At 71.8% G+C, this 21528-nt stretch carries 22 protein-coding genes; 16 read left to right on the forward strand and 6 right to left on the reverse strand.

The annotated features are described in order from the left end of the window. The first annotated feature begins 19 nt into the window (after positions 1 to 19). Positions 20 to 706, forward strand: a complete 687-nt coding sequence (locus ACIBNE_RS36725) for a thymidine kinase (protein WP_399279586.1) — start codon at positions 20 to 22, stop codon at positions 704 to 706. Here the strand turns inward: ACIBNE_RS36725 and ACIBNE_RS36730 are convergent. Beyond that, entirely contained in the window at positions 678 to 1457 is a 780-nt protein-coding gene (locus ACIBNE_RS36730) for a VOC family protein (RefSeq protein WP_399279588.1), read from the reverse strand. The genes ACIBNE_RS36725 and ACIBNE_RS36730 overlap by 29 nt on opposite strands. A gap of 256 nt (positions 1458 to 1713) precedes the next feature. Here ACIBNE_RS36730 and ACIBNE_RS36735 point away from each other — a divergent pair, with 256 nt between their 5' ends. Then, positions 1714 to 2544 (forward strand): sulfurtransferase, encoded by an 831-nt coding sequence (locus ACIBNE_RS36735; protein WP_399279590.1) that lies wholly within the window; start codon positions 1714 to 1716, stop codon positions 2542 to 2544. A 61-nt stretch (positions 2545 to 2605) separates the two neighbouring features. On the opposite strand, the gene sepH is transcribed toward ACIBNE_RS36735, so the two are convergent. After that, positions 2606 to 3718 carry a septation protein SepH gene (gene sepH, locus ACIBNE_RS36740; RefSeq protein ID WP_399279592.1) on the reverse strand — a complete coding sequence of 371 codons (1113 nt, stop codon included), beginning with the start codon at positions 3716 to 3718 and terminating at the stop codon, positions 2606 to 2608. Positions 3719 to 4195: 477 nt separating this feature from the next. On the opposite strand from sepH, the gene ACIBNE_RS36745 reads away from it, so the two are divergent. Continuing rightward, positions 4196 to 5314, forward strand: a complete 1119-nt coding sequence (locus tag ACIBNE_RS36745; RefSeq protein WP_399279594.1) for a hypothetical protein — start codon at positions 4196 to 4198, stop codon at positions 5312 to 5314. A gap of 60 nt (positions 5315 to 5374) precedes the next feature. On the opposite strand, the gene ACIBNE_RS36750 is transcribed toward ACIBNE_RS36745, so the two are convergent. Both ACIBNE_RS36750 and ACIBNE_RS36755 read right to left on the reverse strand, forming a co-directional pair. Next, the gene (locus tag ACIBNE_RS36750; RefSeq protein WP_399279596.1) at positions 5375 to 6703 is read right to left on the reverse strand and encodes a D-arabinono-1,4-lactone oxidase; all 1329 of its coding nucleotides are present in this window, start codon (positions 6701 to 6703) and stop codon (positions 5375 to 5377) included. After that, a complete protein-coding gene (locus tag ACIBNE_RS36755; RefSeq protein ID WP_399279598.1) occupies positions 6663 to 7916 on the reverse strand; it encodes an MFS transporter in 1254 nt (417 codons plus the stop codon). Before ACIBNE_RS36755 ends, ACIBNE_RS36750 begins: the two co-directional genes overlap by 41 nt. Positions 7917 to 8033: 117 nt before the next feature. Here ACIBNE_RS36755 and ACIBNE_RS36760 point away from each other — a divergent pair, with 117 nt between their 5' ends. Further along, complete coding sequence (locus ACIBNE_RS36760; protein ID WP_399279600.1) at positions 8034 to 9158, forward strand: ferrochelatase; 1125 nt, start codon at positions 8034 to 8036, stop codon at positions 9156 to 9158. A gap of 63 nt (positions 9159 to 9221) precedes the next feature. Further along, positions 9222 to 10022, forward strand: coding sequence for an inositol monophosphatase family protein (locus ACIBNE_RS36765; RefSeq protein ID WP_399279602.1), 801 nt, complete (start codon positions 9222 to 9224; stop codon positions 10020 to 10022). 140 nt (positions 10023 to 10162) lie between these two features. Here ACIBNE_RS36765 and ACIBNE_RS36770 read toward each other — a convergent pair whose 3' ends face one another. Then, positions 10163 to 10336: a hypothetical protein gene (locus ACIBNE_RS36770; RefSeq protein ID WP_399279604.1), complete on the reverse strand. Its 174-nt coding sequence runs from the start codon at positions 10334 to 10336 to the stop codon at positions 10163 to 10165. 281 nt (positions 10337 to 10617) lie between these two features. On the opposite strand from ACIBNE_RS36770, the gene ACIBNE_RS36775 reads away from it, so the two are divergent. The 4 genes from ACIBNE_RS36775 (at position 10618) to ACIBNE_RS36790 (ending at position 14139) form a co-directional block, all read left to right on the forward strand. Then, positions 10618 to 11271, forward strand: coding sequence for a response regulator transcription factor (locus ACIBNE_RS36775; protein ID WP_028424348.1), 654 nt, complete (start codon positions 10618 to 10620; stop codon positions 11269 to 11271). Positions 11272 to 11279: 8 nt separating this feature from the next. Next, positions 11280 to 12521: a sensor histidine kinase gene (locus ACIBNE_RS36780; RefSeq protein WP_399279606.1), complete on the forward strand. Its 1242-nt coding sequence runs from the start codon at positions 11280 to 11282 to the stop codon at positions 12519 to 12521. Between the two features lie 394 nt (positions 12522 to 12915). Continuing rightward, positions 12916 to 13212, forward strand: coding sequence for a DUF4193 domain-containing protein (locus ACIBNE_RS36785; protein WP_399279608.1), 297 nt, complete (start codon positions 12916 to 12918; stop codon positions 13210 to 13212). A 12-nt stretch (positions 13213 to 13224) separates the two neighbouring features. Then, entirely contained in the window at positions 13225 to 14139 is a 915-nt protein-coding gene (locus ACIBNE_RS36790; protein WP_399279610.1) for a hypothetical protein, read from the forward strand. A 57-nt stretch (positions 14140 to 14196) separates the two neighbouring features. Here the strand turns inward: ACIBNE_RS36790 and ACIBNE_RS36795 are convergent, their stop codons facing one another. Continuing rightward, the gene (locus ACIBNE_RS36795) at positions 14197 to 14655 is read right to left on the reverse strand and encodes a DUF3093 domain-containing protein (RefSeq protein WP_399279611.1); all 459 of its coding nucleotides are present in this window, start codon (positions 14653 to 14655) and stop codon (positions 14197 to 14199) included. Between the two features lie 58 nt (positions 14656 to 14713). On the opposite strand from ACIBNE_RS36795, the gene ACIBNE_RS36800 reads away from it, so the two are divergent. From ACIBNE_RS36800 to ACIBNE_RS36830, 7 genes are all read left to right on the forward strand, one after another. Next, complete coding sequence (locus ACIBNE_RS36800) at positions 14714 to 15301, forward strand: PaaI family thioesterase (RefSeq protein ID WP_399279613.1); 588 nt, start codon at positions 14714 to 14716, stop codon at positions 15299 to 15301. Beyond that, positions 15301 to 15813, forward strand: a complete 513-nt coding sequence (gene dut, locus ACIBNE_RS36805) for a dUTP diphosphatase (protein ID WP_399279615.1) — start codon at positions 15301 to 15303, stop codon at positions 15811 to 15813. Before ACIBNE_RS36800 ends, dut begins: the two co-directional genes overlap by 1 nt. Before the next feature lies 1 nt (position 15814). After that, a complete protein-coding gene (locus ACIBNE_RS36810) occupies positions 15815 to 16582 on the forward strand; it encodes a DUF3710 domain-containing protein (protein WP_399279616.1) in 768 nt (255 codons plus the stop codon). 334 nt (positions 16583 to 16916) lie between these two features. Then, positions 16917 to 17006, forward strand: a complete 90-nt coding sequence (gene kdpF / locus ACIBNE_RS36815; protein ID WP_362140970.1) for a K(+)-transporting ATPase subunit F — start codon at positions 16917 to 16919, stop codon at positions 17004 to 17006. Between the two features lie 8 nt (positions 17007 to 17014). Next, positions 17015 to 18679, forward strand: coding sequence for a potassium-transporting ATPase subunit KdpA (gene kdpA, locus ACIBNE_RS36820; protein WP_399279619.1), 1665 nt, complete (start codon positions 17015 to 17017; stop codon positions 18677 to 18679). After that, complete coding sequence (kdpB, locus tag ACIBNE_RS36825) at positions 18676 to 20784, forward strand: potassium-transporting ATPase subunit KdpB (protein ID WP_399279621.1); 2109 nt, start codon at positions 18676 to 18678, stop codon at positions 20782 to 20784. Before kdpA ends, kdpB begins: the two co-directional genes overlap by 4 nt. A 6-nt stretch (positions 20785 to 20790) precedes the next feature. Then, complete coding sequence (locus tag ACIBNE_RS36830) at positions 20791 to 21465, forward strand: potassium-transporting ATPase subunit C (protein ID WP_399279623.1); 675 nt, start codon at positions 20791 to 20793, stop codon at positions 21463 to 21465. The last annotated feature ends 63 nt before the right edge of the window (positions 21466 to 21528 follow it).

Below are 21528 nucleotides of genomic sequence, written 5' to 3' on the forward strand. Positions count from 1 at the left end.
GAAAGGCCCTCGACTCCCCATGCCCGAGCTGGTGTTCTTCTCCGGAACGATGGACTGCGGAAAGAGCACCCTCGCTCTTCAGATCGAGCACAACAGGTCCGCGCGCGGCCTCCAGGGCATGATCTTCACGCGGGACGACCGCGCGGGCGAGGGCAAGCTCTCCTCGCGGCTCGGCCTGGTCACCGACGCGGTCGAGGCGGCCGACGGCTTCGACCCGTACGCCCATCTGGTCGCCCACCTCTCCAAGGGCGGCCGCGCCGACTACGTCATCGTCGACGAGGCGCAGTTCCTCGCGCCCGAGCAGATCGACCAGCTCGCGCGCGTCGTCGACGACCTGGAGCTGGACGTCTTCGCCTTCGGCATCACCACCGACTTCCGCAGCAAGCTCTTCCCCGGCTCGCAGCGCCTGGTCGAGCTCGCGGACCGCGTCGAGGTGCTCCAGGTGGAGGCGCTGTGCTGGTGCGGCGCCCGAGCGACCCACAACGCCCGCACGGTCGGCGGCGAGATGGTCGTCGAGGGCGCGCAGGTCGTGGTCGGGGACGTCAACCAGTCGCCGGACGAGATCGGCTACGAGGTGCTGTGCAGGCGCCACCACCGACGCCGGATGACGGCGGCGGCGGCGCGGGCCGGGGTGCTCTCGCCCGACGTGCTGCCGGTGGAGCTGGATCCGTCCGAACTCAGTGGGCGGCCGACCGTACGATCGTGAAGACCGCGCCCTCCGGGTCGGCGACGAGCGCGCTGCGGCCGCCGGAACCCTCGCGCGGCTGTTGCAGGACGTGCCCGCCGAGGTCCGCGACGCGGTTCGCGGCCCCGTCGGTGTCGGCGACCTCGAAGTAGGTCATCCAGTGCGCGCCCCGGTCGCGCGGCAGGGCGTTGCCGACGCCGTGCAGGGCGGCGACGGGGCGGCCCGCCAGGTGCAGCGTCAGATAGTCGAAGTCGGCGGAGACCACGGCCTCGACGTCGTAGCCGAACACCGACTGGTAGAACTTCCCGACGGTGCCCGTCTCGCGGGTCAGCAGCTCGTGCCACACGCGCGTGCCGGGCCGGCCGGCCGCCGCACGGCCGGGCCCTTCGACGCCCTCCTGCCAGATGCCGAAGATCGCGCCCGCCGGGTCGGCCGCGATGGCGAGCCGCCCCGCCTCCCCCGCGTCCAGCGGCCCCACGGCGACCGTGCCGCCGCAGCTCCTGATCGACTCGGCGGTGGCGTCGGCGTCCCCGGTCGCCAGATAGGTCGTCCAGGCGATCGGCAGGTGGCGTCCGGGCGGCGACTGGCCGATGCCGGCCACCTGGTCGTCGCCGAGCACGGCGCGGACGTAGGGGCCGAGCTGCCGGGGTCCCGGACGGAACTCCCAGCCGAACAGCGCTCCGTAGAAATCCTGTGTCGCGGGCAGGCCGTGCACCATCAGGCTCGCCCAGCACGGTGTGCCGGGCGTCTGCCGAGCGGCAGCCTCGGTCATCGTCACTCTCTCCTAGACCATCGTGGTGGTCGTTCGAGGATCACGGAGCGTGCACGCCGTTGTGCGGAACGGATCTGCGCCCCGTGCAGATGCTTGCACCCCTCGGCGCGGGGCGCGCCCCGGCCGCGCCGCTTTTTTCGGGTCGCCGAGGGCGGATGCCCGGTTTGATGTTCCGCGTCCGTTTCCTCTTCGTTACGGGGCGGGTGTGCTCGCGGATCGCCACGGACCGGGCACGCCCTGCGCCAAGATGGCACCCATGACTGTCATCATCACCGCATCCGAACTCGCGAGCGAGCTGGCGGGCGAGCGGCCCCCGGTCCTGCTGGACGTCCGCTACCAGATGGGCGGGCCTCCCGGGCGCCCCGCCTACGAGGCCGGGCACGTCCCCGGCGCGGTCTACGTCGACCTGGAGGCCGAGCTGGCCGACCCGCCCGGCGGCGGCCGGGGCCGCCACCCCCTGCCGGACGTCGGCGCCTTCGGGGCGGTGATGCGCGCGGCCGGGGTCTCGGACGGCGCCCCGGTGGTCGTCTACGACGGCGGCCAGGGCTGGGCCGCCGCCCGCGCGTGGTGGATGCTGCGCTGGACGGGGCACGCGGACGTACGGGTCCTGGACGGCGGCCTGCCCGCGTGGACCGGTGAGCTGTCGACCGCGACGCCCGCCCCCGAGCCGGGCGACTTCACGCCGGTTCCCGACCCGGCGCTGCTGCTCGACGCGGAGGGCGCGGCGGAGCTGGCCGGGCGCGGGCTGCTGCTGGACGCGCGGGCGGGGGAGCGGTACCGGGGCGAGGTGGAGCCGATCGACCCGGTCGCGGGCCACATCCCGGGGGCCGTGTCGGCGCCGACCGTGGAGAACGTCGACGAGAACGGCCGCTTCCGGCCGGCCGACGAGCTGGCGGCGCGCTTCAAGGCGCTGGGCGCGGGGGACGCGGCCGAGGTGGGCGTCTACTGCGGCTCGGGCGTCTCGGCGGCGCAGCAGATCCTGGCACTGGAGATCGCGGGCATCACGGCGGCGCTGTACGCGGGCTCGTGGTCGGAGTGGACCTCGGACCCGGCGCGCCCGGTGGCGACGGGGCCCGAGCCCAGGTAGCGGAGACGGATGAGGGGCCCGTGCGCACCGCGCACGGGCCCCTCACACCTCACGAGCGGTCCTACTCCTGCTTCTTGCGCCGGGTGCCGAAGACGATCTCGTCCCAGCTCGGCACGGCGGCGCGGCGGCCGGGACGGACGCCGTCGGCCTCCGCCTGGCGGTCGGTGGTCCCGGTCAGCCGGTCGCGGTGGCCGCTCACGGCACGGGGCATCAGCACGTCCGCGTACGCCGCTCCGGCGCCGACCGAGGACGCTCCGGCACCCGCGGAGGCCGCGGCCGCGGGCGGCTCCTCGGCCTCGGGCTCGGGCACGGCGCCCGGCTCGGTGGTCGGCGGCTCCGGGGGCGCGGGGCGCTCGGGGACGACCATGTCGCCCCGGAAGCTCGGCACGGCCTCCAGGAGGCTGGTCAGCGAGTCGCGCTCGCTGGCCGAAGGGGCGGCCGCCACGGGCGCCTCGTCGGCCTCCGCGGAGGCATCCCTGGGCTCGCGCGACGGGCGTTCCAGCTGACGGTCCAGGGCGCGGTCCAGCGGACGGTCCCTGGGCAGCCGGGCGATCCGGGGCACGAACGGGAAGCTCGGCTCCGGGGCGGTCACGGTGTCGTCGGTCTCGCCGATGAGGGAGCGCGCCTCGTCGTCCATCGCCTGGACGAGCCTGCGCGGCGGGTCGTAGCTCCAGCTCGCCGAGTGGGGCTCGCCCGCGACGCGGTACACCAGGAAGACCTCCCAGGTGCCGTCGTCGCGGCGCCACGAGTCCCACAGGGCGCTGTCCTTGTCGGCCCCGCGCAGCAGGAGGCGCTCCTGGACCGCCTCGCCGAGCTGGGGGCCTGTTCCGGTGTTCTCGCCGGGACGTCGCACGGGGGTCTTCCTGGCCCGCTCGGCCATGAAGGCGCGCTCCGCGAGCACGGGGCCCTCGAAGCGGCGTACACGCTCGACCGGGATCCCGGCGTGCTGAGCGACCTCCTCCGCGGAGGCACCGGCACGTATCCGGGCCTGGATGTCGCGGGGGCGGAGGTGGCTCTCCACCTCGATCTCGATCTGTCCGAGACGCGCGCGGTCGTTGCGCACGGCGGCGCGCAGCCGCTCGTCGATCGGAAGCGTGTACTCCGTGCTGTCCGCAGCCTTGAGCACCAATCGTGTGCCGTCGTTGGAGACGGCCACGACACGCAGTTCGGGCATGGGGACCTCCCGGGTGGTGCCTGCCGACGTCACGTGCGTCGCTGCTTCCGCTAGTCGAGTGTGGCCTGCCCGGGTGCAGCCTGCCACAACCTTGCCGAGTTGCCCGGCGTGTCGGGCACGGGCCCGTGATCGCCGTTATGGCACGGTTACCTGTTTGCGACGCAGAGTGACGGACCTGGTCACTCTGTGCAGCAGGCGCCCGTGCGGCCCCGCGGCGCCGCCGGTTCGAGTGCCGCTTTCGGCCCCCTCCCGGGATCCCGGTCACCCAGGGGGAAACCGGAGCCAGGGCTCGCCACAGTACTCCATTCGGGCCATGTGGGTGGACCGCCGCGCCGCCGAAGTTCTCGAAGGGCACGGGAGTTGAGGTTCCGAACCCATTACGGTCGGGTGGCGAGGTTCACACAATCCCCGTAAGCGGAACTATCTGCTTCGCTCATATGTCCCTTTTTATGTGCACGCCTCTCGGGAGGGCCGTGCGTGAAGGGACGGACGGGCAAGCAGAGGCTGGGGATGGACGACCGGAGCGCGAACCGGAACGCGGACGAGCGGGACGGGAATGACGAGGGCGACGAGAAGAAGCCACGCCTCGAACTGAGCGTGCCCCAGGTGGCGGGCAGCGCCGTCGCGGCGATCGCGGCGGCCGTGCTGGCCTCCAGGATGGGCGTGTACGGCACGATCCTGGGCGCGGGCGTGGTGAGCGTGGTCGCGACCAGCGGCGGCGCGGTCTTCCAGCACTTCTTCCGCCGCACGGGGGAACAGATCCGCGAGGTCACGGTCAGCGCGAAGCCCCGGACCGGGCAGGTGCCGGCCCGGCCGTACGGGGCCGGAGGAGCCGACGTGGAGGCGACGCGGCTGCTCCCTCGGGCCGGCGGCCCCGGGGACGCCGAGGCCACGAGACTGCTTCCGCGGGTCGAGGACCCCGACGACGCCACGCGCGTGCTGCGCCAGGTCACCGTGCCGACCGGCGGGGAGTTCGACCAGGGACGCTTCGGCGTGGGGCCCGCGGGGGAGGCCGACGACGAGTTCGGCGAGGCCACGACGCACGGCACCCGGGTGCGCGGCCGGAAGCGGTCCGCCGTGGCCGCGGCCGTGGTCTTCGGGGTCGCGATGCTCGGCATCACCGGCTACGAACTGATCGCGGACGAGGACCTCAGCGGCGGCAAGGGCACCACGGTCGGCAGCGTCCTGCGCGGCGGCAACGAGAAGTCCGAACCGTCCACCACCCCTTCGTCCGACCCGAAGGGCGGGGAACGGCCCTCCGGAGAGGGAGGCGGGGACAAGGGCGAGCGGGACGGCAAGGGCGACCGGCCGGACAAGGGCACCGGCACCGGCGGCTCGGGCGAACCCGGCAAGGAGTCCCCGGCGCCCGACAGGAGCGGCGGGCCCGACAAGGGCGACGGCGGTGCGACCGCCAAGCCCGACCCGGACCCGTCCGCGTCGAACGGCGGCGGCACGAACCCGAAGCCCACCCCGACGCCGACCCCCACGCCCACCCCGCAGCCCACCACGGGCGGCGACGCGGCGGGCGGCGGGAACGAGACGGGCGACGGCGACGGCAAGGGGGCCGGTACGGCGAACGGTGCCGTGACCCCGTAACCCCGTCGTCGCTCCCGTAACCCCGTCGTCACCCCGTCGTCCGGGAGCCGGGCCCCGCCGTCAGGGGCCGAGCACCCGCCGCAGGTAGTCGTTGCCGAACAGCCGGTCCGGGTCCAGGCGGTCGCGCAGGGCGGTGAACTCCCCGAAGCGGGGGTACGCCTTCGTGAAGTACCCGGCGTCCCTGGTGTGCACCTTGCCCCAGTGCGGGCGCCCCTCGTGCGCGGTCATGATCCGCTCGACCTCGGCGAAGTACGCCTGGTACGGCGTGCCCTTGAACATGTGGACGGCGATGTACGCGCTGTCGCGGTCCGACGCCGTGGAGAGCGCGATGTCGTCGGCGGGGGCGGTGCGCACCTCCACGGGGAAGCTGACGCGCAGCCGCGAGCGGTCGACCATCGCCTTGACCTCGCGCAGTGCCGCGACGGCAGCCTCCCGCGGAACCGCGTACTCCATCTCCACGAAGCGCACCCGGCGCGGACTTGTGAAGACCTTGTACGGAATGTCGGTGTACGTGCGTGCGGACAGGGCCCGGCTGGAGAGCCTGGCGACCGGAGGTATGGACGCGGGCACCGCCCGACCCAGCTCGCAGACCGCCCGGAAGGCGCCGTTCGACAGCAGTTCGTCCTCGACCCAGCCGCGGACCGGGCCCAGCGGGGCCGCGGGGCCCGCGCTGCGGTTGTTGCGCTTGGTGTTGCAGTTGCCGGTGTGCGGGAACCAGTAGAACTCGAAGTGCTCGTTCTCCGCGTGCAGCGCATCGAAGTCGGCGGTGACCCGGTCGAAGGCCATCGGCTCCTCACGGGCCGTCAGCAGGAACTCGGGCTCCACGCCGAAGGTGATCGCCGAGACGACGCCCAGCGCCCCGAGCCCGATCCGCCCGGCCGCGAAGGCCGCCCGCTCCTCCCCGGTCCCGCCGGGCGAGCAGGACAGCACCCGGCCGTCCGCCGTGACCAGCTCGAATCCCTTGATCTGGGCGGCGAGCGAGCCGGAGTCCCGGCCGGTGCCGTGCGTGCCGGTCGAGGTGGCCCCCGCGACCGTCTGCTCCATGATGTCGCCCATGTTGGTGAGGGAGAGGCCCTCGCGCGACAGCGCGGCGTTGAGCCGCTTCAGCGGAGTGCCCGCCTCCACGGTCACGGTCATGGCGTCCCGGTCGAAGGAGCGGAAGCCGGTCAGCAGGTCGGGCCTGATCAGCACGCCGTCGGTGGCGGCCGCCGCGGTGAAGGAGTGGCCGGTGCCGACCGCCTTCACGGTCAGCCCGTCGTCGGCCGCCGCGCGGACCGCGGCGGCCAGCTCCTCCACGGAGGCGGGCGACTCCTCCCGCACGGGCCTGGCGGTGACGTTCCCCGCCCAGTTACGCCACCCGTTCGCCGTTCGTGCTGCGCGCTTCGTCATCGTGCCCGAGCCCTCCGCGGTCCGTGACCGGCCTGGCCAGTCGGCGGTGTCCCAGGAACGCCACCACGGCCGCGAGCGCTCCCGCCGCGACGGGCACCGCGTACCCCGCACCCGCGCCCTTGGCCTCCACCACCCAACCCGCGGCGGACGAGCCGAGCGCCACGCCCACCGCGAGCCCGGTACTGGTCCAGGTCATGCCCTCGGTGAGCTTGCTGCGCGGTACGTGCTGCTCCACGAGGGCCATCGTGGTGACCATCGTCGGCGCGATGGACAGGCCCGCGACAAAGAGCGCCACGGCCAAGAACGGCAGGTTCCCGGCCAGTTGGAGGGGGATCATACTCACGGCCATCGCACAGACACCCAGCAGCCACCTCCTGGACGCCGCCCCCTTGAGGTGCAGCAGGCCGAAGACCGCGCCGGCCAGACAGGAGCCCAGCGCGTAGACGGCGAGCACCAGGCTCGCCGCCGACTTGTTGCCCTGCTCCTCGGCGAAGGCCACGGTCACCACGTCGACCGCGCCGAAGACCGCCCCGACGGCGACGAACGTGGCCACCAGGACCTGGAGCCCGGGGGAGCGCAGGGCGCTCGTCGACTTCCCCGCCGCCGGGTCCCTGGGGTGCGGCGCGGGCTCGGTGTCGCGCTGCGCGGTCAGCCAGCAGACGCCGATGACCAGGAAGACCCCCGAGAGCATCGGCCCCGCCTCGGGGAACCACGTGGTGGACAGGCCGATCGAGATGATCGGGCCGAAGATGAAGCACGTCTCGTCGACGATCGACTCCCAGGAGTACGCGGCGTGCAGCTCGCGCGGGGAGTCGCGGTAGATCGCCGCCCAGCGGGCCCTGACCATCGAACCCACGCTCGGCACGAATCCGCAGCCGAAGGCGAAGACGAAGAGCGTCCAGTCGGGTGCGGACTGCTGGGCGCAGATCAGCAGTCCGGTGGCGGCGGCGACCGAGACCAGCGTCGCGGGGCGCAGCACCCGCCGCTGCCCGTACCGGTCGACGTACCGGGAGATCAGCGGGCCGAACACGGCGGCCGACAGGGCGAGCGTGGCGGAGAGCGCGCCCGCCAGCCCGTACCTGCCGGTGAGCTGGGAAATCATGGTCACGATGCCGATGCCCATCATGGACAGCGGCATGCGGCCGAGGAATCCGGCCGCCGAGAACCCCTTGGTGCCGGGGGCGGCGAATATCGCGCGGTAGGGACTGGGCAAGGGGTCGCTCCCGGGGGCGGAGTCAGAGATCAGCACGTGTAATTGAGAGCTAAAGAATACGGCTTCGAAGGACGACTCGATACCCGATTGTCGGTCCCGGATGGCAGGATCGGCCCCATGTCCGAACTGCGTGATCCCGCCCCCTACGACGCCCTGCTGCTGCTCTCCTTCGGGGGGCCCGAGGGCCCCGACGACGTGGTGCCGTTCCTGGAGAACGTGACCCGGGGCAGGGGCATTCCCAAGGAGCGGCTGAAGGAAGTGGGGCAGCACTACTTCCTGTTCGGCGGCGTCAGCCCGATCAACGAGCAGAACCGCGCGCTGCTCGAAGCGCTCCGCAAGGACTTCGCGGAGCACGGCCTCGACCTGCCGGTCCACTGGGGCAACCGCAACTGGGCGCCGTACCTGACGGACGTGCTGCGCGAGATGGCCGCCGAAGGGCACCGCCGCATCGCCGTGCTCACCACCAGCGCCTACGCCTCGTACAGCGGCTGCCGCCAGTACCGCGAGAACCTCGCGGACGCGCTCGCCGCGCTGGCCGCCGAGGGCGTCGAGCCGCCCCGCGTCGACAAGCTGCGGCACTACTTCAACCACCCCGGCTTCGTCCGGCCCATGGTCGAGGGCGTGCTGGCCTCGCTCGCCGACCTCCCCGAGGACGTCAGGGACGGCGCCCACCTCGCCTTCACGACGCACTCGATCCCCACCGCGGCCGCCGAGTCGTCGGGCCCCGAGGACGGCCCGGAGGGCGGGGCGTACGTGGCGCAGCACCTGGACGTGGCGCGCCTGATCGTGGACGCGGTGCGGGACGAGACCGGCGTCGAGCGCCCCTGGGAGCTGGTCTACCAGTCGCGCAGCGGCGCCCCGCACGTCCCGTGGCTGGAGCCCGACATCTGCGACCACCTGGAGGCGCTGGACGCCGCCGGCGCCCCCGCCGTCGTGATGGTCCCCATCGGCTTCGTCTCGGACCACATGGAGGTCCTGTACGACCTGGACACCGAGGCCGAGGCCAAGGCCGCCGAGCTGGGCCTGCCGGTGCGCCGCTCCGCGACCGTCGGCGCGGACCCGCGCTTCGCCGCCGCCGTCCGCGAGCTGGTCCTGGAGCGCGCCGCGAACGAGCGCGGGCAGGGCGTGGAGCGCTGCGCGCTGGGCCCGCTCGGCCCCTCGCACGACCTCTGCCCGGTCGGCTGCTGCCCCGCGAGGGCGCCCAGGCCAGCGGCGGCGGGCGCGGACAGCCCGTACGCCTGAACCGGACGCCCCTTCCCGCACTTCGCACCCCCCGCACCCCCCGCACCGCCCTAAGGAGACGCAGTGAGCGACCCGCTCCTGGACGAACTGCTCGCCCTCGCCCTGGAGGCCGCGAGCCGCGCGGGCGAGCTGCTGCGCGACGGCCGCCCCGCCGACCTGGGCGTGGCGGCCACCAAGTCCAGCCCGATCGACGTCGTCACCGAGATGGACATCGCGGCCGAGAAGCTGATCACGGGCTTCCTCGCCGAGCGCCGCCCCGACGACGGCATCCTCGGCGAGGAGGGCGCGTCCACCGAGGGCACCAGCGGCGTCCGCTGGGTCGTCGACCCGCTCGACGGCACCGTCAACTACCTGTACGGGCTGCCCACCTGGGCGGTCTCCGTCGCTGCCGAGCGGGACGGCGAGCGGGTGGTGGGCGTCGTCGAGGTGCCGATGCGCCGCGAGACCTGCCGCGCGGTGCTCGGCGGCGGCGCGTACCTCAACGACCGGCCGATCCGCTGCCGCCCGGCGCCCCCGCTGGACCAGGCGCTCGTGTCGACCGGCTTCAACTACGTGGCGGAGGTCCGCAGGCACCAGGCGGACGTCGCCCAGCGCCTCGTCCCGAAGCTGCGCGACATCAGGCGCGGCGGATCGGCCGCCGTCGACCTGTGCGACGTCGCCGCGGGCCGCCTCGACGGCTACTACGAGCGCGGCCTGCACCCCTGGGACCTGGCCGCGGGCGACCTGATCGCCCGCGAGGCGGGCGCGCTCACCGGAGGGCGCCCCGGCGGCCCGCCGGACGGCGACCTGGCGGTGGCCGCGGTGCCCGGCGTGTTCGAACCGCTCCAGGCGCTCCTGGAGGAGTACGGGGCCTGGCACGACTGACGGGTCCACGCCCCGTACCCCGTACTCCGCGGCCCGCGGCCCGCACTCCTAGGCCCGCGCCCCGCGCCCCGCACGTGACAGGGCCCCGACGCCGTTCCCGGCGTCGGGGCCCTGTGCTGTCTCGTGACGGATCAGGCGGATCAGGCGCTGGCTGCGCCGATCTCCACGCCGTGCTCGGCGGCGAGGCGATGCAGGTCGTCCAGCTCTCCCTGCTCGATCTCCGCGAGGAAGTCGTCGCCCGTCTCGCGAGCGCGCGTGATGTCGGACTCCGTGGCCCTTATGCGTTGCAGGAGACCTGCGGTGAAAGCGTCCATGGGTGCGCCCCCTCGTCTTGGGTCGGTGGCACGGGGGTGTGCCGACGGCAAGGCGATCACGCAACATGGCGCGCCACATACAAGGCGTGATCGCGGGTGTGCAGACGTCCTCCCCAGACCCCGTGCCGGAGAAACCTCAACTTGCCCGAGAATCCTGGGATTTCCGCGAAGCCGCAGGTGGATCGGGATGTGCTCCAGGGTGCCTTACCGCCGGTTTATGGCCGTTAAGGGCAGGATGGAGGGGCACAGACCGTGCACAGCTCTGTAGGAAGGACAGCGACGTGCGTGTACTCGTCGTCGAGGACGAGCAACTGCTCGCCGATGCGGTGGCCACCGGACTTCGCCGGGAGGCCATGGCCGTCGACGTCGTATATGACGGCGCCGCGGCCCTGGAGCGCATCGGCGTCAACGACTACGACGTCGTGGTGCTCGACCGGGACCTCCCGCTCGTGCACGGCGACGACGTCTGCCGCAAGATCGTCGAGCTCGGCATGCCCACCCGCGTGCTGATGCTCACCGCGTCCGGCGACGTCAGCGACCGCGTCGAGGGACTGGAGATCGGGGCGGACGACTACCTCCCCAAGCCCTTCGCGTTCAGCGAGCTGACCGCGCGCGTGCGGGCCCTGGGCCGGCGCACCAGCGTGCCGCTGCCGCCCGTCCTGGAGCGCGCGGGGATCAAGCTCGACCCCAACCGGAGGGAAGTCTTCAGGGACGGCAGGGAGGTCCAGCTCGCGCCCAAGGAGTTCGCGGTCCTGGAGGTCCTGATGCGCAGCGAGGGCGCGGTCGTCTCGGCCGAGCAGCTGCTGGAGAAGGCGTGGGACGAGAACACCGACCCGTTCACCAACGTGGTGCGCGTGACGGTCATGACGCTGCGCCGCAAGCTGGGCGAACCCCCGGTCATCGTGACGGTGCCGGGTTCCGGCTACCGCATCTGAGCCGCGCCGTGCCCGGACTGCCCACGCGCCCCAAGGCGCCCCCCAAGCCGACCTGGGACCCCAAGCCGGTCGATCCCCCGTTCCCCTGGCTCCGGCCCACCATCCGCATACGGCTGACGCTGCTGTACGGCGGCATGTTCCTGATCGCGGGCATCCTGTTGCTCTCGATCATCTACATGCTGGCGGCACAGGCGCTGCGCAGCGGGAACGAGATGCCGCTGAAGCTCGTCGACGGCAGCCGGATCGCGGCGAACGAGGGGTGTCCCGCGCTCCGCGGCGCTGAGACGGTCGACGAGGCCAACGCCGTGCTCCAGGCGTGCTTCTCGCTCCAGCGCCAGCACGCCCTGGACACCCTGCTCAACCGCTCGCTCCTGGCCCTCGTGGGCCTGAGCGTCATCGCGTTCGCCTTCGGCTACGCCATGGCGGGCCGGGTCCTCTCGCCGCTCGGCAAGATCACCCGTACCGCCCGCCGCGTGGCCGGCACGGACCTGACGCGCCGCATCGAGCTCGACGGTCCCGACGACGAGTTCAAGGAGCTCGCCGACACCTTCGACGACATGCTGGACCGGTTGGAGCGGGCCTTCACCGCCCAGCAGCGGTTCGTCGGCAACGCGTCGCACGAGCTGCGCACCCCGCTGGCGATCAACCGCACGCTCCTTGAGGTCCACCTCTCGGACCCGGGCGCGCCCCCCGAGCTGCAACAGCTGGGCAAGACCCTGCTCGCCACCAACGAGCGCAGCGAACAGCTGGTGGAGGGTCTGCTGCTGCTGGCCCGCAGCGACAACCAGATCGTCGAGCGCAAACCCGTCGACCTGGCCGAGGTCGCCACCCGCGCCATCGACCAGGCGCGCGGCGAGGCCGCCGCCAAGGGCGTGGAGATCCGCGGGGAGCAGCCGTCGGCCGTCGTGCAGGGCAACGGCGTCCTGCTGGAGCGGATCGCGCTGAACCTCGTACAGAACGCCGTGCGGTACAACGTGGCCGAGAACGGCTGGGTGGAGGTGAACACCTCCGTCGAGCACGGACAGGCGGTCCTGGTGGTGTCGAACACGGGTCCCGTCGTTCCCGCTTACGAGATCGACAACCTCTTCGAGCCGTTCAGGCGGCTGCGCACCGAGCGGACCGGCAGCGACAAGGGCGTGGGTCTCGGCCTGTCGATCGCCCGCTCCGTCGCGCGGGCACATTCAGGCCGTATCATCGCGGAGCCCCGCGAGGGCGGCGGCCTCGTGATGCGCGTCACCCTGCCGGTCTGAGATCCTGCTCGGTGCCGCTCGTGCGGTTCGCTTTACGCGGAATTTTCGGGACTCGATCCCGGGAGTTTCGTGTGTGATCGATCACAGGCGCAAACTTCCGGCCATCTACTCTCCGTGATCAAACACCCCGCCGAAAACCAGGAAAAGTCCGGGTTTTCGGGGGTCGAGATCACGGGAAGTACACGGGGTGGCGCCTGTGAGGCGCGACCTTCGGACCGTGTACGGTCCCGATCGCCATCCAACACGATCACCTTTGAGGTGTCCGGTTGGGTGTCGATTGAGTAACAGACCTTGATGTGAGGCAAAATCTCCGCCTCAAGGTCGGGCACAAGTCCGGCCTCCCACGCGTTACGTGCGCTGGAGACACCGCAACCACCCAGAGGGGGAGAGCGACATGGCAACGGATTACGACACCCCACGGAAGACCGACGACGACGTCGATTCCGACAGCCTTGAAGAGCTGAAGGCCCGGCGGAACGACAAGTCGGCCTCCGCCGTGGACGTCGACGACTTCGAGGCCGCGGAGGGCATGGAACTGCCCGGCGCGGACCTCTCCAACGAGGAGCTCGCCGTTCGGGTCCTGCCCAAGCAGGCCGACGAGTTCACCTGCATGAGCTGCTTCCTGGTCCACCACAGGAGCCAGCTGTCGAGGGAGAAGAACGGCCAGCCGATCTGCCGAGACTGCGACTGAGACAGGTCTGCCGTGACAGGCGACACTCCGTCTCGGAAGTTGCGGTTCCGGCGACCGCGCCCCAGGGCGCTGCCGGAGGCGTACAAGGGCGGCACGAGCCCGCTGGAAGGCGCGACAGCGCCCTTCGAAGGCCGTGACGCCCCTCTGGTCCAGCCGGCTCCGGCCGGTCCGTCCGAGGACGACGAGCGGGGCCGGCCGGCCTCGCTCGAAGCGGCCGCCGCCGACGCCGGGCCCGGTAAGCGGGCCAGGCGCCTGGAGGCGGTCGTGCGAGGCGTACGGAAGGGTGGGGAGAGCGCCAAGGCCGGGCTCGGCTACATCGCCGACCGGATCATCGACAACGCTCCCCGCATCCCCGTACGCGACCTCGCCACCCTCCGCGAGCAGTTCCCCGGGCTCGGCCCTGAGGAGCTCGCGGACAAGCTGATCGCGGGTGCCGTCAACGGCACGTCCACGGTCGGCGCGGGCGTCGGCGCGGCCGCGATGCTGCCCGTGCCGCCCGCGATGCCGGCCGAGCTGGCCGCCGAGATCACCGGCGTGGCGGCGATCGAGCTGAAGCTGATCGCCGAGCTCTACGAGGTCTACGGGCTGCGCCCGCCGGGGACGCTCAAGGAGCGCTCCACGGCCTACCTCGCCTCCTGGACCGACGAGCGCGGCATCGACGTCGTGAAACCGATGTCGATCAACGCGGCGCTCGGCGGTCAGATGAAGCGCGAGCTGCGCCAGCAGATCATGAAGCGGATGGTCCGCAACCTGCCGAACCTCATGCCGTTCATGGTCGGCGCGGCCGTCGGCGCGATGATGAACCGCCGCGACACCAAGAAGCTCGCGGAGCGCATCAGGAACGACCTGCGGGGGCGACAGGTCCCCTGGGACGCCCTGCCCGCGCTGCCGCCGCCGCAGCGGCCGCGCGGCGAGCTGGAGGGCTAGTGCAGCGCCCCCGCGAGGGGGCGCCCCGGCCCGCTTCCCGTGCGTTGCTCCAGTGCGCTACTTCTCGCGCGCCGCGACCAGCGCCGCAGCCAGGGCGCGCGGGTCCCGGGTCGACAGATAGACGTACGGAGTGGGGTCCGCCTCGTCCGTGACCTCCACCCGCACCGCCGTAGGCACGTAGCTGCGCAGCAGCATGAAGGCGCGCGTGTCCGCCTTGTACGTGCGCCAGGCGCGCGCCTCCTCGCCGTCCAGCTCCTCGGGCTCGCCGAGCGCCGACAGCGGGATCCGCGCGTCGCCCGCGACCAGCGCGTCGCCCACGACCCGGATGCGCGCGGAACCGTACGAGCTCACCAGCAGCGAGGCCAGTACCGTGCCGCCGGCCAGCCCGCCGAGCAGCGGCAGGGCGCCGAGCGGCAGCATCATCAGTGCGCAGGCCACCCCGGTGAGAGCGGCGATCAGCCACCAGGAGCGGGGGGCGGTCAGGCGTTCGTCGTAGCGCGGTGCGGAGGACTGCATGCGCCCAAGCTTGGCACGGCGCGACCTGCGGCTACCCGCGCGGGTAAGGTCTGCGCCTGTGAGTACTGCGCCTTCCGCCTCCCTGACACCGCCGGCCGACGCCACGGCCCCGGTCCGGCACCCCGACGCCCCTGCCCCGGGCGAGCCGATCGGCTCGCACTACGAGCAGTGCTTCGGCTGCGGCGGCGGCCAGTCCCACGGGCTGCACCTCCAGGCCAGGGCGGGCGAGGGCGTCAGCGTCACCGCTGAGTTCACCGTCACCGCCGACCACCAGGGCGCACCGGGCCTCGCGCACGGCGGCGTCCTCGCGACGGCGCTCGACGAGACGCTGGGCTCGCTCCAGTGGCTGCTGCGGGTCATCGCGGTGACCGGGCGGCTGGAGACCGACTTCGTGCGGCCCGTGCCGCTGGGCACCGTCCTGCACCTGGAGGCCCAGGTGCACGCCGTGCACGGCCGCAAGATCTACTCGTCGGCGATCGGACGGATAGGCGGCCCGGACGGCCCCGTCGCCGTCCGCGCAGACTCCCTCTTCATCGAGGTCAAGGTCGAGCACTTCATCGACAACGGCCGCTCCGAAGAGATCCAGGCCGCGATGGCCGACCCCGACCAGCGCCGCCGCGCCCGTGCCTTCGAGGTGAACCCCTGATGCGCAACCCTGTCGACGTACTGATCCGCCGGGTCGACCCCGACGTCCCGCTGCCCGCCTACGGGCACCCGGGCGACGCGGGCGCCGATCTGGTGACCACCGAGGCCGCCGAGCTCGCCCCCGGCGAGCGCGTCGTACTGCCCACGGGCATCTCCATCGCGCTGCCCGACGGGTACGCGGCCTTCGTGCACCCGCGCTCGGGTCTCGCGGCCCGGTGCGGCGTCGCCCTCGTGAATGCCCCCGGGACGGTGGATGCCGGGTACCGTGGGGAGATCAAGGTGATCGTGGTCAATCTCGACCCGCGCGACAGCGTGCGATTCGAGCGCTTCGACCGGATTGCCCAACTGGTCGTCCAGCAGGTCGAGAAGGTGCGCTTCCACGAGGTGGCGGAGCTTCCCGGCTCGGCACGGGCCGAGGGGGGCTTCGGGTCCACCGGGGGTCATGTCTCGGTGGGCGGCGCAACGGGTGGGAATCCATACGCATCGGTCGTATCCGACCGGGAAGGACAGTGACGTGTTCGGACGTCGCAAGAAGGACGCAGCGGACGAGGCCGAGCAGGTCGTCGACGGCGTCGAGAAGGATGGCGGGGACGGCGAAGCGGCCGAGGAGGCCGCGCCGCGCCGGGTGAACCTTCCGCCGGCGCCCCGGCCCGACGGGCCGTGGGACATCTCCGAGGTGACGACGGCCGACGACGGCCGGGTCGACCTCGGCGGTCTGTTCGTGCCCGGGGTCGAGGGCATGGAGCTGCGCGTCGAGGTCGCGGGCGACGCGATCGTCGCGGCGACGGTCGTGCTGCGCGACAGCGCGATCCAGCTCCAGGGCTTCGCCGCCCCCAAGAAGGAGGGCATCTGGGGCGAGGTCCGCGAGGAGATCGCCTCGGGCATCACCCAGCAGGGCGGTGTCATCGACGAGGTCGAGGGCCCGCTGGGCTGGGAGCTGCGCGCCCAGGTCCCCGTACAGCTGCCGGATGGCACCAACGGCGTGCAGCTGGTGCGCTTCGTGGGCGTGGACGGGCCGCGCTGGTTCCTGCGCGGCGTGATCTCCGGCCAGGGCGCTGTGCAGCCCGAGGCCGCCGGGATCCTGGAGCACGTCTTCAAGGACACCGTGGTCGTCCGGGGCGAGGGCCCGATGGCGCCGCGCGACCCGATCGTCCTCAAGCTGCCGAACGACGCGCAGATGGTCGCCGAGGGCGTCCAGCAGGACGAGCCCGCCGAGGGCTCGCGCTTCGCGGGCGGCATGGGCCAGCTCCAGCGCGGCCCCGAGATCACCGAAGTGCGCTGACGCGAGGCGCCGCCGTGCGGCGGTGACGTCCGCGGGCCGATGGGCCGCACCCCTGACCAGGGTGCGGCCCATCGGCTTTTCCGTTGTCCGGAGCGGGGCCGGAGCGGGTCGGCGCAGCGAGCAGTTCCGGCCGTATGGAATCCGTCAATGCGGGGCCGACGCCCGTAAGGGAGACGTCAACGGCGGCCGAATGCGCGTCCGGAGGATGTTTTCTCAAGAGGTCCGAGAATCCGTACCTCATCTAGGAGCACACGATGGCCGACGTGGCCTTCGTCGTCACCACGATCGCGGTCTTCGCGCTGGTGGCACTCGTCGCCAAGGGGGTGGCGAAGCTGTGACTGTCGAGAATGTCGTCGGTCTGTTGGTGGCCGCCGCCCTGCTGGGTTATCTCGTCCTCGCCCTCGTCAAGCCGGAGAGGTTCTGAGCACGGATATGAGTCCCGTTCTTGCTGGTGTGCTCCAGCTCCTCGCGCTGATAGCGGCGCTCGGCCTCTCCTACCGCCCGCTGGGCGACTACATGGCGCGGGTCTACTCCTCCGAGAAGCACCTGCGGGTGGAGAAGTGGATCTACAAGGGAATCGGCGCCAACCCGGGCGTGGAGATGCGCTGGCCCGCCTACCTGCGCGGGGTGCTGGCCTTCTCCGCGGTGAGCGTGCTGTTCCTCTACCTGCTCCAGCGGGTGCAGGGTTCGCTGCCCGGGTCGCTCGGGTTCCAGTCGATCGACCCCGACCAGGCGTTCAACACGGCGGCCTCGTTCGTCGCCAACACCAACTGGCAGTCGTACTACGGCGAGCAGGCCATGGGCCACGTCGTGCAGACCGGCGGCCTCGCGGTGCAGAACTTCGTCTCGGCCGCCGTGGGCATGGCCGTCGCCGTCGCGCTGGTGCGCGGTTTCGCCCGCTCCCGCACCGGGGAGCTGGGCAATTTCTGGTCCGACCTGGTCCGCGGCACCGTCCGCGTTCTGCTGCCGATTTCGGTGGTGGGCGCGCTGGTGCTCGTGGCGTGCGGCGCCATCCAGAACTTCTCCGGAATTCACTCCGTCGGGCAGTTCATGGGCGGTTCGCAGGAGTGGAACGGCGGTGCGGTGGCCTCGCAGGAGGTCATCAAGGAACTGGGGACGAACGGCGGCGGCTATTTCAACGCCAACTCCTCGCACCCGTTCGAGAACCCCAACGGAATCTCCAACCTCTTCGAGATCTTCCTGATCCTGGTCATTCCGTTCGCGCTGACGCGGACGTTCGGCCGGATGGTCGGCTCGCTGCGACAGGGTTACGCGATCCTGGGCACGATGGCGGTGATCTGGCTCGCCTTCACCGCGCTGATGATGTGGACCGAATTCGCGCACAGGGGCCCGGCGTTCGAGCTGGCCGGCGGTGCGATGGAGGGCAAGGAGACGCGGTTCGGGATCGGCGGATCGTCGATCTTCGCGGTGGCCACGACGCTGACGTCGACGGGTGCGGTGAACTCCTTCCACTCCTCGTACACCGGCTTCGGCGGCGGCATCACCATGCTCGGCATGCAGCTCGGCGAGATCGCGCCGGGCGGCGTCGGCTCCGGGCTGTACGGAATGCTGATCATGGCGGTCATCGCGGTGTTCCTCGCCGGCCTCATGGTCGGCCGCACCCCGGAGTACCTGGGCAAGAAGCTCGGCACGCGGCAGATCAAGTTCGCCGCCTGCTACATCCTGGTCACCCCTGCGCTGGTGCTGTGCTTCACGGCCGCCGCGATGGCGCTGGACACCCCGGGCGACTCGATGACCAACTCGGGCGCGCACGGCTTCTCCGAGATCCTGTACGCCTACACCTCCGGCGCCAACAACAACGGTTCGGCGTTCGCCGGGCTGAACGCGGACACGCAGTGGTTCAACAGCACGATCGGCATCGCGATGCTGCTCGGACGGTTCCTGCCGATGGTGTTCGTCCTGGCGCTGGCGGGCTCGCTGGCGGAGCAGACGCCCGTACCGGCGACGGCGGGGACGCTCCGTACGGAGAAGCCGCTGTTCACCGGCCTGCTGGTCGGCTCCATCATGATCATCACCGGTCTGACCTACTTCCCGGCCCTCGCGCTGGGCCCGCTCGCCGAAGGGTTGGCAGCATGAGCACCATCACTCCGACCCGGGCACCGCACCCGGACGTACCGACCGGACACCGGCCCGAGGGCGAAGGCCGGGTGGGCGGCGGCCTGTTCGACCCCAAGCAGCTCCTCAAGTCGCTGCCGGACGCGCTGCGCAAGCTCGATCCGCGGGTGATGGTCAAGTCGCCCGTGATGTTCGTGGTGCTCGTCGGCTCGGTGCTGACCACCGTCCTCGCGATCCAGCACCCGGGCGACTGGTTCGGCTGGGCGATCACCGCGTGGCTGTGGCTGACCACGGTCTTCGCCAACCTGGCGGAGGCCGTCGCGGAGGGCCGCGGCAAGGCGCAGGCCGACACGCTGCGGAAGGCGAAGACCGACACGGTCGCGCGCCGCCTCTCGGGGAAGAGCGAAGAGCTGGTTCCCGGCACCGAGCTGCGCATCGGCGACCTGGTGGTCTGCGAGGCCGGTGACATCATCCCGGGCGACGGCGACGTCGTGGAGGGCGTGGCCTCGGTCGACGAGTCCGCGATCACCGGCGAATCGGCGCCCGTCATCCGCGAGTCGGGCGGCGACAGGTCGGCGGTCACGGGCGGCACGAAGGTGCTGTCCGACCGGATCGTCATCAAGATCACGACGAAGCCCGGCGAGACCTTCATCGACCGGATGATCAACCTGGTCGAGGGCGCGGCCCGGCAGAAGACGCCCAACGAGATCGCGCTGAACATCCTGCTCGCCTCGCTGACCGTCGTCTTCCTGCTGGCGGTCGTCACGCTGAAGCCCTTCGCGATCTACGCGGGCGCCGACGAGCAGACCTCGATGGTCGTCCTCACCGCGCTGCTGGTCTGCCTGATCCCGACCACGATCGGCGCCCTGCTCTCCGCCATCGGCATCGCAGGCATGGACCGGCTGGTGCAGCGCAACGTGCTCGCCATGTCGGGGCGCGCGGTGGAGGCCGCGGGCGACGTGTCGACGCTGCTGCTCGACAAGACCGGCACCATCACCCTCGGCAACCGCCAGGCGGCCGAGTTCGTCCCGGTCAAGGGCACCACGGAGGCCGAACTCGCCGACGCCGCGCAGCTCTCCTCGCTCGCCGACGAGACGCCCGAGGGGCGCTCGATCGTGGTCCTGGCGAAGGAGGGGTACGGGCTCCGCGAGCGCCACCAGGGGCAGCTGGAGGGCGCCGAATGGGTCGCCTTCACCGCCCAGACCCGCATGTCGGGCGTGGACCTGGACGGCAGGAAGGTGCGCAAGGGCGCGACCGGGTCGGTCGTCGCCTGGGTGAAGGAGCAGGGCGGCACCGTCGCACCGGACGCGCAGGAGGTCACCGACCGGATCTCCCAGGCCGGCGGCACGCCGCTGCTGGTGGCCGTGGAGGACGCGGACGGGGCGCGGGTCCTGGGCGTCGTCCACCTCAAGGACGTCGTGAAGGAGGGCATGCGGGAGCGGTTCGAGGAACTGCGCCGCATGGGCATCAAGACGGTCATGATCACGGGCGACAACCCGCTGACCGCGAAGGCCATCGCCGAGGAGGCCGGGGTCGACGACTTCCTGGCCGAGGCGACGCCCGAGGACAAGATGGCCCTGATCAAGCGGGAGCAGGCCGGGGGCAAGCTGGTCGCGATGACCGGCGACGGCACCAACGACGCCCCCGCGCTGGCCCAGGCGGACGTCGGCGTGGCGATGAACACCGGCACCTCGGCCGCCAAGGAGGCCGGGAACATGGTCGACCTCGACTCCAACCCGACCAAACTGATCGAGATCGTCGAGATCGGCAAGCAGCTCCTCATCACGCGCGGCGCGCTGACCACCTTCTCGATCGCCAACGACGTGGCGAAGTACTTCGCGATCATCCCCGCGATGTTCGCGGTGGCCTACCCGTCGCTGGACAAGCTGAACGTCATGGGCCTGGCGTCGCCCGAGTCCGCGATCCTGTCGGCCGTCATCTTCAACGCGCTGGTCATCGTCGCCCTGGTGCCCCTCGCCCTCAAGGGCGTGCGGTACCGGCCGACCAGCGCCGACAAGATGCTCCGCAGGAACCTGGGGATCTACGGGCTCGGCGGCCTCGTCGCCCCCTTCCTCGGGATCAAGCTCATCGACCTCCTCCTCTCCCTCATCCCCGGAATCGGCTGATCAGCGATGACCAACAACTCTGCAGGTACGACGGTGCGGCTGCTGGGGGCGGGGCTGCGGGCCCTGCTCGTCCTGACCGTGGTGTGCGGGATCCTCTACCCGCTGGCCGTGACCGGCATCGCCCAGGCGGTGTTCCCCGGAAAGGCCAACGGCTCGGAGGTCGAGTCCGACGGCAAGGTGGTCGGCTCCGAGCTGATAGGCCAGCGCTACGACCTCCCGCTGAAGAAGGGCGAACAGACTCCGGCCCCCGACCTGCGCTGGTTCCAGCCCCGCCCGTCCAACGGCCTGGGCGCCAACAGCGTCAACACCCAGTACAAGCTGATCCTGTCCGGGGCGACCAACCGGTCGGGCGACAACGCCGAACTGATCCAGTGGGTCAAGGACGCCAAGGCCGCCGTGGTGAAGGACAACTCCACGGCCACGTACCAGGTCGACCCCTCCGACGTCCCGGCCGAGGCCGTCACCTCGTCCGGCTCGGGCCTGGACCCGCACATCTCGCCCGAGTACGCCGAGCTCCAGGTCCACCGGGTCGCGGAGCGCAACGGGCTGGACGCGGCACGGGTGGAGAAGCTGGTCGAGGACCACACCGACGGCCGGATCCTCGGCTTCGTCGGCGAGCCCCGCGTCAACGTCCTGAAGCTCAACATCGCGCTCAAGGAGCTGACCGCGGCCAAGGGATGACGCCCTCGCGGGGGCGCCCCGAGAAGCGCCCTCGGCGGCCAACTTCCTTGCGGCCCGCGATGG

The organism is Streptomyces sp. NPDC050504 (genome assembly GCF_044458065.1).
GTDB lineage: Bacteria > Actinomycetota > Actinomycetes > Streptomycetales > Streptomycetaceae > Streptomyces.

Bases quoted from the DNA above. Each gene is read 5' to 3' on its own strand.
- ACIBNE_RS36830 (WP_399279623.1), top strand. From the start codon at position 20,791: ATGACCAACAACTCTGCAGGTACGACGGTGCGGCTGCTGGGGGCGGGG.
- dut (WP_399279615.1), top strand. From the start codon at position 15,301: ATGCGCAACCCTGTCGACGTACTGATCCGCCGGGTCGACCCCGACGTC.
- ACIBNE_RS36725 (WP_399279586.1), top strand. From the start codon at position 20: ATGCCCGAGCTGGTGTTCTTCTCCGGAACGATGGACTGCGGAAAGAGC.
- ACIBNE_RS36760 (WP_399279600.1), top strand. From the start codon at position 8,034: ATGTCCGAACTGCGTGATCCCGCCCCCTACGACGCCCTGCTGCTGCTC.
- ACIBNE_RS36785 (WP_399279608.1), top strand. From the start codon at position 12,916: ATGGCAACGGATTACGACACCCCACGGAAGACCGACGACGACGTCGAT.
- kdpB (WP_399279621.1), top strand. From the start codon at position 18,676: ATGAGCACCATCACTCCGACCCGGGCACCGCACCCGGACGTACCGACC.
- ACIBNE_RS36750 (WP_399279596.1), bottom strand. From the start codon at position 6,703: ATGACGAAGCGCGCAGCACGAACGGCGAACGGGTGGCGTAACTGGGCG.
- kdpA (WP_399279619.1), top strand. From the start codon at position 17,015: ATGAGTCCCGTTCTTGCTGGTGTGCTCCAGCTCCTCGCGCTGATAGCG.
- ACIBNE_RS36735 (WP_399279590.1), top strand. From the start codon at position 1,714: ATGACTGTCATCATCACCGCATCCGAACTCGCGAGCGAGCTGGCGGGC.
- ACIBNE_RS36730 (WP_399279588.1), bottom strand. From the start codon at position 1,457: ATGACCGAGGCTGCCGCTCGGCAGACGCCCGGCACACCGTGCTGGGCG.
- ACIBNE_RS36770 (WP_399279604.1), bottom strand. From the start codon at position 10,336: ATGGACGCTTTCACCGCAGGTCTCCTGCAACGCATAAGGGCCACGGAG.
- sepH (WP_399279592.1), bottom strand. From the start codon at position 3,718: ATGCCCGAACTGCGTGTCGTGGCCGTCTCCAACGACGGCACACGATTG.
- ACIBNE_RS36795 (WP_399279611.1), bottom strand. From the start codon at position 14,655: ATGCAGTCCTCCGCACCGCGCTACGACGAACGCCTGACCGCCCCCCGC.